Source organism: Caballeronia sp. SEWSISQ10-4 2, from assembly GCF_030464885.1.
Lineage (GTDB): Bacteria > Pseudomonadota > Gammaproteobacteria > Burkholderiales > Burkholderiaceae > Caballeronia.
The window spans coordinates 94,344-110,074 of sequence record NZ_JALPRJ010000018.1; the positions used below are offsets into that span (position 1 = coordinate 94,344).

The window sequence follows — 15,731 nt, forward strand, 5'->3', positions numbered from 1 at the left end:
TCATTGAAAAGAGTCTGATGGGCGCCTGCGCGATCGCAGCACGTCTGCTGTCGATTTCCGTGCATAAACTCGGCAACCTGCGGGACATCACGCCGTCGTGGATGGTCGGCGTTCGTTACCAACCTGGTTGAGTACAAATCGAACACGGGAAGGCGGTATATGAGACACATCTCGGCAGAGCAGGCAATCGACCGGAACGACCTGTTCATCTTGCGGACTGACCTGGAGGGGAACTTAACCTATGCAAACGAGGCGTACGCACGGGCGCTTGGCTACAAGATCGAACAAATCGTTGGTCAGCCATACGCGCGGCTGGTGCCCCCAGATATGCCGAAGGCCGCTTTTGTCGACGTCAGAGAAACGATCGAAGCAGGTCGACGCTGGGAGGGTGTGACCGTAAATCTGTGTGGCGACGGAAGCCGGTTGTGGACCGTGACCAGCGTTACCCCTTGTTGGCACGAGGGACGCCTGACGGGGTTCACCTCGCTGCGCACATACGCAGATGCACAGATGATCGCAGAGACCGAGAGAATCTATCAGGTGCTGAGCGGTCCCGACCGCGTTCGTTATACAGTGAAACAGGGGCAGTTGATTCGTGTCGGTCTTGTAGCTCGATGGCTCGGAAAGGTCGCTTCCGGGGTCGGGACATTGAGGGAATTTGCGGCACCGATTGGCGTGCTACTTCTTTTCGCTCTAGCATTAATTGTCTTGTCTAATGCCGGCGATGATGCACCTCGTCGCATGGCATTGTCGTACGCGGTTGCGCTCGCATGGGGATCGTTCGCAGGCGCCGTGTTTTTAACAATATGGTTCTCACGGGCAACGGTACGGGACGTGATCGCTCCGCTGGGACGTACTGTTGATTACCTGCATCAGTTCGCCTCGGGTGACCTATCCAGCGACGTTGCACTCAGCGGCCGTGGCGTGTATGTGCAGCTCGCACGGGCGTTAAACCTTACGCGTGCGAGCTTGAGCCTGATCGTCGATACCATCGGACGCGGAGCGGGTGAGCTAGCTGCTGCAACTGACCAGGTTGCGTCCGGAAATGCCGACTTGTCACGTCGGACCGAGCGTGCTGCAGTTGCGTTGCAGGCGGCGGCGATCGAAATGCAGGAGTTGACGCAGGCGGTTAATCAAAACGCCGAGCATGCCGGCGAAGTTGCGCGGATTGCTACCAGCACGGCGGAACTGGCACGTGAAGGGGGTCAACGCATGACATACGCCGTTGATGCGATCAGAACGGCCGCTGAGAGCTCAAGGAAGATCGCGGAGATAACGGGCATGATTGATGGCATAGCTGCCCAGACCAATATTCTTGCGATCAACGCGGCGATAGAAGCAGCGCGTGCAGGACAGCAGGGTCGGGGTTTCGCTGTGGTCGCAGCCGAGGTCCGCGTGTTATCTCAGAGGGCAGCGTCGGCAGCCGGGGATATAGCGGCGCTTGTCGCTCTTTCGGTCGAGCAAGTGGAACAGGGCGAGAGGCGCGTCGAAGAGGCCGGAGAGAGCACACGGTCGATTTCGGATTCGGCGCGACGTGTTGACCAATTGATGGCGGAAATGTCTGCAGCATCGGCGAGTCAGAGTCAAAGCTTACAGCGCATAAGCGCTGCAGTTGCAGCGATGGATGTTGATTTGCAACAGAACGCTGCACTGGTCGAACAGGCCGCCGCCGCCGGGCAGTCGCTCAGCGAGCAGTCGGCATTGTTTGCGTCAACGGTGGGTATCTTTCAGCTCGCTTCGCGCGCCAACTGATCAGCATGCCGCGTGCTACCCGTGTTGCGGCGCGCCGCATTCACCCGGCGGTCCAATCTCCCGCTGAATTGTCGCCTTAGCATCGGATCGTCTAGTCTAAAATTCTCCCGAGCTTCGATTGATTCTGGCAACGTCAGCCCTCAGCCACCGGGTGGCCATTGTGCGAGGGTGGCGGGAATATGCTGAGCAAGATGATCGATCAGCGTTCGGACCGAGGGCAACATGCCTCGCCGCGTGGCGTAGGTCAAATGGATGTTCAATCCTGGCATGCTCCAATCCTTGGCGACGTGCACTAGCGCCCCTTCTTGCAGACTCAGCAGAGCGACGCGGAGGGGCAATAGCGCTACGCCTGCACCTCCCAGGGCGGCCTGGTACTGAGTCGTTACGTCTGAGCACAGCAGGCGAGGACGCGTGGACATCCGTGCAGGTCGCGCGTCCACACGGGTCAGCGTCCATACCTGCTCAGGACCACCTCGCAGCGCACCGATCGTATCGAAGCGCGTGAACTGTTCCGGCTGTTCTATAGCGGGTCTTCCTCCGAGGTAAGCCGGTGCAGCAGTCAGGATAAGACGAGCGGGTGTATGCGGATCCTGTGAAACACAGGTCATTGCAGGAAATCCTGATCACCGCGATAACGTGCTGACCGCTCAGGAAAAATTGGCAAATAAAAAGATAATGATATGTGTCTCAAGGTGCTTGGGCGAGAAGCTGGTGCTCGACCTATGAAATTGGCCAGACGGCGCCCGCTGAATATTGGCACCCGCTACTACCTGAAACGCGGTTGGAGCAAAGTTGCATTGATGAATCTGAACAAGTTTCAATGTCGGTGCTGAAAGGCCACTATGTCCACTTTGGCATCAGTGGGAACTATGAGCGCCCCTGCCATATCAGGTCGCACGCATTTGGAGTAAATGGTTGTCGCAAAAGTAGAACGCTCCATGCCATGGGTTGCCGTCACGAAGTACTCAGCCCATTTCCGTTACCGCAGCGTCGCATTGCCCATCGTTACTCTAAATCGTGGGCGAATCTGCATGATGGCGAACCGGATGCCTTAGTTGGACACTGTCACGTTAAAGCGTTTGCGACGCATTGGCGGAGAGGATGCGCATATGCTCAGAAAGCAAATGGATCTCGGGTGATCTCATTGAAGCGATGCCAGGCGTCAAAGCGTGCAGCGAGTTGTTTGCGAAAGAGCGAGGCGCGCAGTAGATGTCGCTTGAGCGCGAAGTGTTGCTGGATCGGACCGAAGGTCGATAGGAAAGCCTGCGCGCGTTCAGGATCGCGGAAACCACGCATGCGTCGCTCACGCTCGCGCGTAGGTTGATGACTGTTCTCGGCCCTGTTGTTGAGCCGCGCGCTGGCTTTGACGAAGACGTGCTTGACGTGGGCGAGCTCGGAAATCTCGGCTTTCGCCGCCGGATAGTTGCGCAGTTGGTCAGTCACGATCTTGCGCGGTGTCTCAGCACACGAGGCAAGCACGCGCTTGAAAAATCGCTTCGCTACAGCCTTGTCGCGGTGCTTCTGTAGCAGTATATCGAGCTCGGCACCGTACTGATCGACGGCGCGCCACAACAGGTAAGAAAACGCTTGCGCGAACGCGGCATCAAACCCGTACTTGCGAGAATCGGCTCGCCACACGGAAGTGGACTGGGTAAAATGCGTTGGTCAGTTGAGTAATCTATTGCCTGCCTTCACTCATTTCGACGCTTGAAGATTCGCTACGAACGCTATGCTTATGTCCATGAGGCATTCCTATCTTTAGCTTGCGCATTGATTTGTTGCAGGCGTTTAAAATCCCAGCCAACTAATTTTTCAACAGCCTCTGAGGGAAGACATGAAGCTTTTCGAATACCCGACAAGTTCGTCGTCGCTTCGCGTGCGCATTGCGCTTAACTTAAAGGGAATTTCTTACGAGTCGATCTTCGTGGACCTTACGAAAGAGGGGGGTGAACATCGGCAACCAGCGTTTTTGTCGATTAATCCCCAGGCCCTGGTGCCGGTTATCGAATCCGACGGACGTCACATCGCGCAGTCGCTCGCGATACTGGAATTTCTGGAGGAGCGGTATCCATCGCCTTCGCTTCTACCCGATTCATCGCATGAGCGGGCGCATGTTCGCAGTCTAGTGCTGCACATTGCATGCGAGGTACATCCGTTATCCAGTAGGAAGACGCTGGCGCGACTGAGCGATGAGTTTTCACTCGACGACATTCAGACCCGGCAATGGGCGCTTCACTACCTCGAGCAGGGCTTCGGCCAATTTGAAGCAGTTTTGGCCAGGAGCCGGCAAGCTGGGCCGTTTTGCCACGGTCACCTTCCGACCATCGCCGATTGTTTCCTGATCCCGCAGGTATATAACGCGCGCAAGATGGGGCTTGATATGGTGGGATTTCCACGCATCAATCGTATCTATTCCACTTGCCTCGAACTAGATGAGTTTAAACGCGCCATGAGGCCGTTTGCGGAATGATTATTAGTTGTAGATTCTTTTCGAAGTATCGCCACTACTGCTCAAGTTCAACTACTGCTGCGCCGCATGGTCCCGACCATCGACCAAGACTATATATACTTGGCCTGGTCCAACCCATCGGCCCGACAATATCACTTGTGAAAGTTTAGGCTAGACGCCTCGCATCGGTGCGGGCGAACGACATCACGTCATCCACCGCGACTGAGTTTGGCCAGTTCGGTCTTTCGAAGATGCGCTTCGTTTAAAGATTTCGTGTGGCCTTCGCGATCTCTTCGCAATGAATCGAACTCGCCTCCTGCGGGATAATTGCTGTCGATCGGCGATGCTTAGCTCACTGCAAGATTTATCGCAACGCAGAACCGAGCAGAGTTTGGCGGACGGCCAAAGACATATCCAGTCAGAAAATCGCGCGACCTCCGTAGAGAACCTCGAAGTATTTGAATAATCTCATCGAGCGGGACGATCGCAACGTCAAGTCTGGAACAAACATCTTGCTCGGCTTCGAGCGCTTCAGGAACGCAGCGATCACTTTAGCAGGCATTGAGTTGATGGATCGCATTCGCAAGGGGTAATTCGACCATACCGGACTGCACTTCGAAGATAACACTACGCTTGCACTTTGGAATGCGATCCTCTCGGCTCAATGAGCCATCCTGTCAAAACCTGCTTCCTCGACTATTTCCACCATTTGAATTAGAGCTCTACTGGGACTCATTGCAGTCGACGCATTTCCGTGACGGCGAAGTGCTCGAAAGGCATCGTATGCTCAATGCCTGGACGTAGCTGCGCTGGAGTTCTATCGATCGCCTGTCGGTATCGCGTTGGCGTCCACCCTGTGTTGGCGCGCATGAAGCGAGTGAAATGTGGTGGCGCGCTGAACCCCAGTTCGTAAGCGATATCGGCGATCTGTCGATTCGCATCGAGAAGCATTGCGAAGGCCATTTCGAGGCGCCGCATGTTGTAGAAAGCGCGGGGTGTCAATCCCGTAGCTTTGCGAAAGAAGGTGAAAAAGTGACGTTCAGAGATATCATACCGATGCGCGATATCGCTGACCGCACGGAATACATTCATGTCGCCGAAGACCACGTTGTCGGCGTCTTCACGGATTCGTGCCTCCAACGCCTCTCTCGAGTGAGATGCAGGAACGACGGCCCGCACGGGTGCGGAGTTCAACGCAGCATTACCGATTGCCCCGAACACGGCCTGGACACCCTCTCTCACATTGATTGCACCAGGATCCGCTGCCATTAACTCCGATAGCAGGTACTTGGCTCCATCGCGAGCGTGCGAATCGAGCGCTATTATCGCATTTTGCGATGCATCAGATCTGCCAGGCAGCGTTGCCAAACCGGACGCAGCGCGCAGCGCACAAGAAGCTTTTATCAGTATGGAACCGGGTGAGGTATCTGTACTCACTGTCGAGCGGCCATGGGCGGGGAGGGCATAGAGCTGTCTGGGACGAATGAGGATTGCATCAAAGGTCTGCAGCCGGTACGGCTGGTCGTCGACGTGGACGTCGAGCGGCCGTACATCGACATTAAGTAGCACCTGCTCGCAGTCCCTCGCATGATTGACAAACTCCGCATCGGGTGCGAGCAGTGAAATCCGGCCAAAGATACCGCCGTAATATCGCAGGTGCGGAGAATCGTAATGAGATGGGCTGTTGTGCATGACAGGGTACTTTCAAGAAGGCCGCCGGATTTGCGCACCGGGATGCGGGATATTTTCTATGAATCCCGTTCACCTGAGAATTGCGGCTAGCTAAAACGCTTAGACCGATTTCGTCTTTCGATATGACTGCGCTCTGCGCCTGTCGACGTCGCGCCATCAATATGCAGGAGGAAGATAACCATATCGGGTAATCGAATATGGCCTTCATTGCCTGCATTTAATTCTCATCGTGCAGTCGTGGGTAAGCCGGCCGGCGTGCCTGCGTCGGAGAATGGCTGGACCTCCTGGATTTGTCAACGCGATGCCATTTGCCAACACACAGCAGCTAAGCCCGTTCGTAAGGGCGGATACACTGATTGCGCAGCCCAAGGCCAACCGGCTCTTCGTGGACGTCCGCCTGGGCGATCCCGACGTGGAGCTCGAGCGCTTCCGGGACAGCCATATTCTTGGCGCCGTTCACGCGCAGATTCGCGACGTGTTTGCCGCGCCGGCTACAGCCCAAAGTGGAAACCTGCCGTTGCCCGACATCGACTCGCTTCGGAGCAGGCTGGCCGCCTGGGGAGTCGACGCGGAAACTGAGATCGTGCTGTATGGCTCTACTCCGGCGCTGGCAGCACGGGGTTGGTGGGTGTTGCGTTGGGCCGGCTTCGAATGCGTCTCGCTACTCGACGGTGGCCTCAGGGCGTGGGTCGCCGCAGGCGGCGCCGTAGCGCGCGGAGATGCGCCACCGCCCCGTGCATCTGGCGGTCCAGCGCCAACGCTTACTCCCGGCAATCTCGCCGACATCAACATCGCTGCCGTAAGTCGGCTGGAGTCAGGGACGATCCTGTTAGACGCGCGCGACGAAGCCGCCTACCAGGCTGGTCATATTCCCGGCGCGCGTAACCTGCCAGCTGTCTCACAGTGGACACCGACTGGCATGCTCCGTCAGAAGCAGGTCATCGCCAGCCAGTATGCCGAGGCCGGAATAGTTAAGGGCAGCACAGTCGTTGTCTACTGCGGCGGCGGCGTGCTGTCTGCTCTGTCATACGTAACGCTTGTCGAAGCGGGTATTTCGCCTCGCTTGTACGTTGGCTCATGGTCCGAATGGAACAAGCATCGGGAGCTTCGTTTGCTGCCGGCAGACCGGGGCCAGGATGAACACTGACCTGCGGTACCGTGCCTCCAGCGACTACACTTCGTACGAGGTCGCCATCTGCGGAGGCGGTCCGGTCGGACTGGCTCTGGCCTACCTCTTGGGCCGCGAAGGTATTCGCGTCGTACTGCTTGAGAAGCGTTCGCATACCACGCACTTGCCGAAAGGGCAGTTCGTCCACGCGTCGACCGCCGAACTGTACCGTCAATGGGGTGTCTGGGAACAGCTCGAAGGAACAGGCTGGCCAGTCGCCGAATCTAACGGCCAGGGATTCTACGTGCGCGTGGCGCTCGGTCCGGTCGCCGAGGTACGTCAATCTCATGGCACAGAGGACGAGTACGCCGAGAAGTGGAGTGAGCTGTCGCCCGCGTACCCGCGAAAGATTCCCGCATCCGACTACGAAGCCGCTCTATACCGCAGGGCGGCGACTTGGCCCTGCGTTTCGCTTCGATTCGGCACTGAAGTCGTGGACGCCAGCGAGGTCAACGACATCGTCCGTCTGTCCGTGCGCGAAGAGTCAGGCCGGGAATATACGATCGGGGCCCGGTATCTGGTTGCCTGCGACGGCGCGCGTAGCTTCGTGCGCAGTCGGCTCGGGCGTGGGGAAGACCATGGGCCAACCTTCGGGAACCAGATTTTGACCGAGTTCCAGGCTGAACTGGACGACTCACTAGGACGTGACGGGTTCTTCCACTCCTTCGTTCTCGATCAGCGTTACGCGGGCTGGTTTGGCAGCCAGCATCCCTCTACGGGACTTTGGCGCTACAGCTTTCGGCACGACGAAGAAACTCTGCCGGATCCTGCCGACGTACTTGCTCGAATCCGCGGTGCGCTTGGTATGCCGGATCTTGCAGTCAGGGTCGTCAATACCTATCGGTTCGACTACACCACCGGACTGCTGCGCACCTGGAGGCAAAACCGGGTGTTCTTTGCCGGCGACGCAGCGCACTGGCATTCGCCTTGGGGAGGGTACGGGGCAAACATCGGCGTCCAGGACGCCAATAATCTTGCCTGGAAACTCGCTCTCGTTATACGGGAGCGTGCATCATCAAGACTGCTGGATACCTACGAGGCCGAGCGGAAACCGAAGGCACAACTTGCCGTCAAGGCTGCCACCTACAACTCGCTTAATTTTCAGGCACTCGTCGCTGCGACGCTAATCGGAGAGCCGGAGGCGAGTTGGTCCGGCAAGCTAAGCGAACAGGCCCTCGCGTTTCTGCGTGATGGCGCCGCACGGCACGGCGCCAATAGCGTCCTCCACACCGGCTTCCAGTTCGGCACCACCTACGAGTCCAGCGCCATCATTCGCGACGGCGCAGTCCCGCCAGGCGCCACCCTCGCGCACTACGAGGAAAGTACAGTGCCTGGTGTGCGTGCACCGCACGTGTGGTTGCGCGATCGTGCAGGTCACGTCCTGTCGACCGTCGACCTGGCGGGGGCGGCGTTCCTGCTTCTGGTGCAACACAACGTCCAGCATTGGAACGAGGCCGTCGCTGACATTGCCGGGACATTTTCGGTAGCAGTGAAAATGGTCGCGATCGGTCCTGAGGGCGAGTACACCGCCGTCGACGAACCAAAATTCAGCCGGCTCTATTCGCTCGACCGCGGCACCGCGATCCTCGTCCGTCCCGACGGCTTCGTGGCCCGCCGACTCCAGTTACCGGCAACCGGCCGTGCAGCGACCACGGACCCGGAAGATTGGCTGCGTGCCACCTTTCAGAAGATTCTTTGCCTCGATGGGGCTACAGACCCCTGACAGTACCTGGCCAACTGGATTCCCGACGCGCTCGCGTAGCCACCGCTGATCGTCGGGTCGATCAAAATTGTCTGGATATTCACGATACGCAGATCGACGTTGCGAGTTGGAGACTAGTCGCCGGGGGCGAAAGCATTTTTCGGCAAGTAATCGAAATTTATACAAGAAGCAGACGATATGCAGACCAGTAACGATGCCATGACGTCGTCAACCCAGGATTTTCCGATGAACAGTGCAGTTGATATTGATGTTGAAGCTGTGCAGGAAGCCAACGTTACCCGCAAGGTGGGACGACGACTGATGTGGTTTCTCGTAGCACTATATTTCTGTGCAATCATGGATCGCGGCAACATCTCATTTGCGGCCCTATCGATGAATCGCGACATTGGGCTCTCGTCACAGATGTTCGGGTTCGGGGTGGGCATCATGTTTGCCGCCTACGCGCTCTTCGAAGTGCCGAGTAACCTGTTACTTGCCCGAATCGGAGCACGTGCCACGCTGACGCGCATCGCGATCCTGTGGGGACTGGCAACCATGCTAATGGCGTGCGCGACCGGTCCATTGAGCTTCTATGCCCTTCGTGCACTACTTGGAGTAGCCGAAGCCGGTTTTCTTCCTGGTGTCATGCTTTATCTTAGTTACTGGTTCCCAAGGAAATATCGGGCGAGATATAACGCGACATTTAACCTGGCCATTCCCATCTCATATATAGCGTCGGCGCTTATCTCAGGTGCGATCCTGATGATGGACGGCGTAGCCGGTCTGGCGGGCTGGAAATGGTTGTTTATCCTGGAGGGCCTCCCGCCCATCGCGCTTGGCATATTTGGTTTTTTCTATTTGACGGATCGGCCTTCCGAGGCAGGCTGGCTGACGATTGATGAGCGCGAGGTACTCGAGCAGGCACTGGAGCGCGATTCAAGAGATGGTATAGCAATCAAGTCTTCAGGTCTGTTGCGTACATTGAGAAATCCGGTAGTACTCGCTTTAGGTCTTTGCAACACTGCCCTCTATTGCGGATTGACCTCACCGCCGTATTGGCTCCCGCAGATTGTCCACGGATTCAGGCTGGTGCCAACGCAGATCGGTATCCTCACATCGATTCCACCGCTGGTAGGCCTCATCGGCATGCTGCTGCTCAGCAGATGGTCCGATCGTCGTGGCAGTCGGTTCGTTCACGCATCGGTAACGTTCGCAATCGCCGGGGCGGGGTTCCTTGTCACGGCGCTGTCCACATCATTGGCTGGGATCATCATTGGATTCAGCATTGCTAACATCGGCATTTACGCCACTCAGGCAATTTTCTGGACAATCCCGCAGTCGTTCCTGCATCGGAATATCGCACCAGGCGCGATGGGCCTGATCGGTATGATGGGCTCCATTGGCGGTGCGTTGATGCCTATCACTATTGGACGGTTAAAGGACCTCACGCATTCGTTCTCGTCAGGCTTCGTTCTGGTGGTCGGCGTACTCTTCATCGCTTCCATAATGATCGCAAGCGTGCCCATACGCTGGAAGTCAGCGCGGTCATCGACCTGTTCTGCACGCTAGCGGCCATCGCCCGCTGACCAAACAAGCTCGGACGATGATTCTCGGAGATGCGTTTGCTGAGTCTTGCTCACGTTGCAGAATCCGCATCAATCCGATAGCCTTGCTTAGGTTCGTTCGCCCTGACAAAAGGTTGGCCTCGTGAAGGACATTCTCTCCCTGAAACTGTACACGCGTGTCGCGCGGCTTGGCAGCTTCTCGGCTGCGGCGCGGGAGTACGGGCTCTCGCAATCTCAGGTTTCCCGGATCATCGCCGATCTCGAAAGCGATTTGGGGGCCCGTCTGCTCACGCGCTCAACTCGCGCGGTCGTGATGACGGACGCCGGCGTCGAATTTCTCTCCCGGCTCGACCCTATCCTCATCTCGCTCGATGAGGCCGAACACAGCGCGCGTGGAGGCGGTGAGCTGCGCGGCATACTGAGGATGAGCATGCCGAGTAGCGTGGCGATCCGTGAAGTCATCCCGCGCTTGGCCCCATTCGTTGACCTGCACCCGGAGCTCCGAGTGCAGGTTTTGCTGGGCGATCGCCCACAGGATCTCGTCAAGGACGCGGTCGACGTGGCTATCCGGCTTGGACGACTGGTCGACTCGAGTGCAACGGCGTCGATGATTACCAAAATAGCGCGCGTAATCGTTGCCTCACGCACCTACATCGAACGCAACGGTGCGCCCGCCACGCCCGAGGAACTGACGCACCATCGTATCGTCGGCGGCCCCGCGTCGGTGGTCCCCACCGCGTGGAAGTTCAAGCGCGGGGTCGACGAGATCGTCATTGATCTCGAACCGCACTTTCTGACCGACGAAAACGAAGGTTCCGTGGCGGCAGCAGCAGCGGGCCTTGGCATTACCACGACGAGCGAGTGGGCGTGTCGCCGCGAACTGAAAGATGGATCGCTCGTCAGGCTGCTGGTGGACTGGAAAACGGTTGACATCCCGGTTCACGCCTACTTCCCCATGGGCCTTGCAACGCGGGCCGCAGGCCGAGCGGTCGTAGAACACCTCACCGCCGGTTTTCAGCGCGACGAGCGCTTTTCTGTCTGACCGAGTACTCGGGTCGCGCCGTTTCATTGGTGGCCAAGGCTCCAGGCACGAGCGTCTCGTTGCCTATGCATCCCATACATAAGAGATAGCAGAACCGCGTGGCTACCCCTCGCGCTGGATCATCGTTATCTTTTGCTTCACCACGCAACCCGCGAAGTGAAGGGAAAAGACGATGATCCGTTCTGTGCGTATCCATGAGTTTGGCAATGCCGACGTACTGCAGATTGAAAGCGTTGCGACGGCTCAACCCGGGGCAGGCGAGGTGCGTTTGCGCATTCACGCCATTGGCCTGAATCGAACCGAGCTGACGCTGCGCTCGGGCCGCAGCCCTGTCAAGCCGACGCTGCCGAGCGGTCTCGGCTTCGAAGCGGCGGGTGTGATCGAAGAGCTTGGGCCGGATGTCTCCGGATTCGCCGTTGGCGATCGCGTGGCGCTGGTGCCCGCGTATGGCGCTGCGGAATACGCGCTCTACGGCGAGGTGTCGCTGGCACCGTCACGCTCGCTGGTCGCGGTTCAGGATGGCGTTAGTTTCGTCGAAGCGGCTGCAACATGGGCGGCCTTTGGAACCGCCTGGGCCGGATTGATTGCGATTGGCAATCTTGCTGCCGGACAGACGGTGCTGATCTCAGCTGCATCGAGCAGTGTAGGCCTTGCTGCTATTCAAATCGCCAATCGCGTCGGCGCGCGTCCGGTCGCATTGACCCGGTCGCGGGCCAAGATCGACGAATTGCTAGGACATGGCGCCGCAGCCGCCATATCTACCGACGAGCAGGACGTGGTCGCCGAAGTCAAGCGCCTGACTGACGGCCGAGGTGCCGATCTCGTCTTCGATCCGGTGGGCGGCCCCGGCTTCGCTCACCTCGCGCGGGCGACCGCCAACGGCGGCACGCTGATTCTCTACGGCGCGCTCGCCACCGATCCCACCGTTGTGCCGCCGTTCGACATCCTGGCGCGCGACCTGACTATCCGTGGGCTCGCTCTTCCAGCCCGAACGCGCGACGACGCGCAGCTGACGGCACTTAAACGTTTTGTCGGCGAGGGCATCGCCGACGGCACGCTGCGTCCCACAATCGCCCGCACTTTCGTTTTCGACGAGATCGCCGCCGCCCACCGTTTCATCGAAGCGGGCGAGCAAGTCGGTAAGGTCGTCGTGACGGTTTGATCAACCAATTCGAGACCCAGAGCATGTCCACCCGACCACTTTTCACGCCAGTTCGTATGGGCGACCTCGATCTGCCCAACCGCATCGTGATGGCGCCGCTGACCCGCATGCGCGCAGGATCGAGCGATTACGTGCCGTCCGATCTCCAGGCGGAGTACTACGCGCAGCGTGCCTCTGCCGGGTTGATCGTTGCGGAAGCGACCGCGATCAGTCCCGAAGGCTTCGGCTGGGCTGATACGCCAGGGCTTTGGAGCCCGCAGCAGATACGTGGCTGGCGCCGCGTCACGGATGCCGTGCATGCCAGGGGCGGGCGCATCATCGCGCAACTCTAGCATACCGGTGCAATCTCGCACCCAGACCTGCGCGGGGGCGCGCAACCGCTGTCGGCGTCGAACGTCAACGTGCTTCACGATTCGGTGACGCCTGGTGGCCGTAAGCCGACCGTCGTACCCCGGGCGATGACCGAGGGTGAGATTCGCCAGACTGTCGCCGACTACGCTCGCGCGGCTCGCAATGCCATGGAGGCGGGCTTCGACGGAGTGCAGATCCTCGCAAACTATCTTTACCTGCTCGCGCAGTTCCTCAATCGCACAACCAATTGCCGCACCGACGGGTACGGAGGTGGAATCGAAAATCGGGCACGCATTCTGTTCGAGGTGATCGAGGCGGTGCTCGACGTGGTCGAGCCATCAAAGGTGGGCGTGAAAATCAGCCCGATGCACGAGGGCGGCCCGTTTGCCGCGAATGAAGATACGCTGCCGATGGCGGAATACGCGATACGGGAGCTTAATGGCTACGGCCTGTCGCACCTGCTTTTGATGGGCAACACAACCGACTTCACTGGCACGCCTATCGAACACCTGATGGGCGACGCCATGTTCCGCCATTTTCGTCCAATCTTCCGCGGCACGCTGATTGCCAACGTCGAGATGGACGCCGAACGCGGTAACAGCCTGGTCGAACAAGGGTTCGCCGATATGGTGGCGTTCGGGCGGCCTTACATTGCCAACCCCGATCTGGTTGAACGACTCGCTACAGGTGCGCCGCTCGCGGTGATTGACTGGTCCACCGTTTATGCGTCGGGTCCGCAAGGCTATTCCGACTATCCCGCTATCCGCATGGCCAAAATCTAAGCTGCACGTTGTCCACCCGTCGAGGTGATTCGACTCACTGAATCTTCATCGAGACTGGGATGAGCAGATCCACACCCGAAACACTAACAAGGAAATAATCGTGAAACTGTCCGGGAACACAATCTTCATCACGGGCGGCGGTTCGGGCATTGGCCGCGGACTGGCCGAGGCGCTGCACCAGCGAGGCAACAAGGTCATCATCGGTGGTGGTCGGCGCAGCCATCTCGACATGCTGATCAACAACGCCGGCATCATGCAGCCGGATCGTGCGGGTGGCCAGATCGACGACGCATTGATGGTGTCTACCATTACGACCAACCTGATGGGCCCAATCCGCATGACGTCGGCGCTGATCGAGCATCTCAAGACGAAAAAAACGCTGTGATCGCCTACACCACCTCGGTGCTGGCTTTCGTGCCAATTGCCGTGACGGCCGTGTACTCCTCGACCAAGGCGGCGCTGCATTCGTACATCCTTTCACAGCGCTTCATGCTGCGCGCTACCCAGGTTCGGGTACTCGAGATCGCACCGCCCTGGGTGCGTACGGACCTCATGAACAGCCGTGAAGCCGAACAGGCGATTCCGTTCGAGGCGTTTATTGACGAAACAATCGCTGTCCTGGGAACTGAGGCGGATGAGGTCCTGGTTGATGGTGCAAAGCTGTTCCGCGGCAACCCGGGACCGGAAGAACGAGGCCTGGTCAACGCCTTCAACGCACAAATGATGGAAGTGTACGCTGGTTGATCCAGATGCCTTTTCGGGAATAAGACGTTTTTATTTACCTGAAAGTATTCGTTATTGAAAGAGCGCAGCTGAGACCGGCTGCCGGAGGAAACGTCATGAAAGCACTGAATATATCCATACTCGGAACCGGTGACATGGGGGGCGCCATTGCTACGGCCATCAGCCGAAGGACGCGCCACTTGCTGCGGGTGCGCGGCTCGCAGCCGGGCAGCGCGTCGGCGCGCAGGTTGATTGATGAGCTTGGAGTGGCGGAAGCGACAGATCAGGATTTTCTTGCGAGCGATATCGTCTTCGTCGTCGTGCCGGCGGCGGCCATAGAGCAGGCAGCCGCAATATTGAACAATTACCGGGGCATCGTAGTGGCGGTATCCGTATCGGGCAGTGTCGGACAGGATGGCCTGCCTAGCGCTGCGGCCCGCATGGCAGCGCTACTTCCCGATGCAACGCTCGTCAGCGCATTTACATCGATTTGGTCTAACGTCATCCGAGAGCCGGGGAGATCGGGCAAGACCAGCGTTTTCGTATGCTCGGACGAAGATAACGCGAAAGACGTGGTATCGGGTCTTGCGAATGAGCTGGGATTCGAACCGGTCAATGGCGGCAAACTTGCGATGGCGCTTTATGCTGAGATGATGGGCATATTCGCGGTGCGTCTGGCAATAGATTCAGGCTACGGCCGTAAGATCAGCTTTCATGCATTTCGGGCCGAATGACGAGCCTCGGACGCGTCTGGCGCCCGTACCTTAAGCACTTTTTGACGCCGTCTAGAACAGGAACTCAACCCCGTGCGCTCTTCATCCAGATGAACTGGACTGGTCGAAGCCCACTTGTGTCGTCGAGTGTGTCTGATTTTATCGAAAGGATGTCCGGCACAGACTTGAGGGCACGATAGATGCGCACGGGGGACTCGGGACAGAACACACCTCTAACCTCATTGCCGCTGTCGCCGATACACGTAAATTGCTTTGTGAGGACAGTCACTGTCAGGCTGCCTTTCTTCTCCGGCACGGCCATGCCAAAGGCGAGCGCCCAACGCCTTGGACTTTTCGATCGCTACGACAAGTCAATTTTTGCCAGTTTCCACGGCATTGCACATCACTGCTGCCACTAATGCATCCTACGACTCGAAATGATTGCAGAAGCCGCCCTGGTGGAACCTGCGGTCTAAGTAGGCCTGGTCACTCCCACTGCATCTACGCCGCGCTCGCGGAAGAGTTTTTCTGCAGCGGCAACGATCGACCACCGATTTTCAATGGCTTGCTGCCTTGAAACACCTATGAACCGTTTTTCCTTAAAACGATGACGAATGCCATTGACATCGA

The 15,731-nt window shown here is 58.2% G+C and carries 12 protein-coding genes and 6 pseudogenes; 13 read left to right on the plus strand and 5 right to left on the minus strand.

Annotated elements, in window-relative coordinates:
* Positions 1-159 precede the first annotated feature (159 nt).
* Positions 160-1,752 carry a methyl-accepting chemotaxis protein gene (locus M0D69_RS14690; RefSeq protein WP_301782702.1) on the plus strand — a complete coding sequence of 531 codons (1,593 nt, stop codon included), beginning with the start codon at positions 160-162 and terminating at the stop codon, positions 1,750-1,752.
* Positions 1,753-1,892: 140 nt separating this feature from the next.
* On the opposite strand, the gene M0D69_RS14695 is transcribed toward M0D69_RS14690, so the two are convergent.
* A complete protein-coding gene (locus M0D69_RS14695; protein ID WP_301782703.1) occupies positions 1,893-2,360 on the minus strand; it encodes a LysR substrate-binding domain-containing protein in 468 nt (155 codons plus the stop codon).
* On the opposite strand from M0D69_RS14695, the pseudogene M0D69_RS14700 reads away from it, so the two are divergent.
* Positions 2,323-2,478, plus strand: a pseudogene (locus M0D69_RS14700) (2Fe-2S iron-sulfur cluster-binding protein); the annotation flags it as partial. The gene M0D69_RS14695 and the pseudogene M0D69_RS14700 sit on opposite strands and share 38 nt — an antisense overlap.
* A gap of 387 nt (positions 2,479-2,865) precedes the next feature.
* On the opposite strand, the pseudogene M0D69_RS14705 reads toward M0D69_RS14700, so the two are convergent.
* A pseudogene (locus tag M0D69_RS14705) lies at positions 2,866-3,330 on the minus strand (DDE-type integrase/transposase/recombinase); the annotation flags it as partial.
* On the opposite strand from M0D69_RS14705, the pseudogene M0D69_RS14710 reads away from it, so the two are divergent.
* The 3 genes and pseudogenes from M0D69_RS14710 to M0D69_RS14720 form a co-directional block, all read left to right on the plus strand.
* Positions 3,331-3,531: pseudogene (locus tag M0D69_RS14710) on the plus strand (transposase); the annotation flags it as partial.
* Between the two features lie 55 nt (positions 3,532-3,586).
* Positions 3,587-4,222 (plus strand): maleylacetoacetate isomerase, encoded by a 636-nt coding sequence (gene maiA, locus M0D69_RS14715; protein WP_301782704.1) that lies wholly within the window; start codon positions 3,587-3,589, stop codon positions 4,220-4,222.
* A gap of 437 nt (positions 4,223-4,659) precedes the next feature.
* Positions 4,660-4,794, plus strand: a complete 135-nt coding sequence (locus M0D69_RS14720; RefSeq protein WP_301782705.1) for a hypothetical protein — start codon at positions 4,660-4,662, stop codon at positions 4,792-4,794.
* Positions 4,795-4,933: 139 nt separating this feature from the next.
* Here M0D69_RS14720 and M0D69_RS14725 read toward each other — a convergent pair whose 3' ends face one another.
* Positions 4,934-5,893 (minus strand): AraC family transcriptional regulator, encoded by a 960-nt coding sequence (locus M0D69_RS14725; RefSeq protein WP_301782706.1) that lies wholly within the window; start codon positions 5,891-5,893, stop codon positions 4,934-4,936.
* A 301-nt stretch (positions 5,894-6,194) separates the two neighbouring features.
* On the opposite strand from M0D69_RS14725, the gene M0D69_RS14730 reads away from it, so the two are divergent.
* From M0D69_RS14730 to M0D69_RS14765, 8 genes and pseudogenes are all read left to right on the plus strand, one after another.
* On the plus strand, positions 6,195-7,040 hold the full coding sequence (locus M0D69_RS14730) for a sulfurtransferase (RefSeq protein ID WP_301782707.1): 846 nt from the start codon (positions 6,195-6,197) through the stop codon (positions 7,038-7,040).
* On the plus strand, positions 7,030-8,784 hold the full coding sequence (locus tag M0D69_RS14735) for an FAD-dependent oxidoreductase (protein WP_301782708.1): 1,755 nt from the start codon (positions 7,030-7,032) through the stop codon (positions 8,782-8,784). The genes M0D69_RS14730 and M0D69_RS14735 overlap by 11 nt, the downstream gene beginning before the upstream one ends.
* Before the next feature lie 177 nt (positions 8,785-8,961).
* Complete coding sequence (locus tag M0D69_RS14740; RefSeq protein WP_301782709.1) at positions 8,962-10,332, plus strand: MFS transporter; 1,371 nt, start codon at positions 8,962-8,964, stop codon at positions 10,330-10,332.
* A gap of 138 nt (positions 10,333-10,470) precedes the next feature.
* A complete protein-coding gene (locus M0D69_RS14745) occupies positions 10,471-11,370 on the plus strand; it encodes a LysR family transcriptional regulator (protein ID WP_301782710.1) in 900 nt (299 codons plus the stop codon).
* Positions 11,371-11,542: 172 nt separating this feature from the next.
* Positions 11,543-12,532, plus strand: a complete 990-nt coding sequence (locus M0D69_RS14750; protein ID WP_301782711.1) for a zinc-dependent alcohol dehydrogenase family protein — start codon at positions 11,543-11,545, stop codon at positions 12,530-12,532.
* Positions 12,533-12,555: 23 nt separating this feature from the next.
* Positions 12,556-13,665: pseudogene (locus tag M0D69_RS14755) on the plus strand (alkene reductase).
* 100 nt (positions 13,666-13,765) lie between these two features.
* A pseudogene (locus tag M0D69_RS14760) lies at positions 13,766-14,409 on the plus strand (SDR family NAD(P)-dependent oxidoreductase).
* Positions 14,410-14,504: 95 nt separating this feature from the next.
* The gene (locus M0D69_RS14765; protein ID WP_301782712.1) at positions 14,505-15,122 is read left to right on the plus strand and encodes an NADPH-dependent F420 reductase; all 618 of its coding nucleotides are present in this window, start codon (positions 14,505-14,507) and stop codon (positions 15,120-15,122) included.
* Between the two features lie 64 nt (positions 15,123-15,186).
* Here the strand turns inward: M0D69_RS14765 and M0D69_RS43755 are convergent, their stop codons facing one another.
* Together M0D69_RS43755 and M0D69_RS14770 are read right to left on the minus strand one after the other, a co-directional pair.
* Positions 15,187-15,423 (minus strand): GFA family protein, encoded by a 237-nt coding sequence (locus M0D69_RS43755; protein ID WP_367619714.1) that lies wholly within the window; start codon positions 15,421-15,423, stop codon positions 15,187-15,189.
* Between the two features lie 106 nt (positions 15,424-15,529).
* Positions 15,530-15,687: pseudogene (locus M0D69_RS14770) on the minus strand (TetR/AcrR family transcriptional regulator); the annotation flags it as partial.
* Positions 15,688-15,731 lie beyond the last annotated feature (44 nt).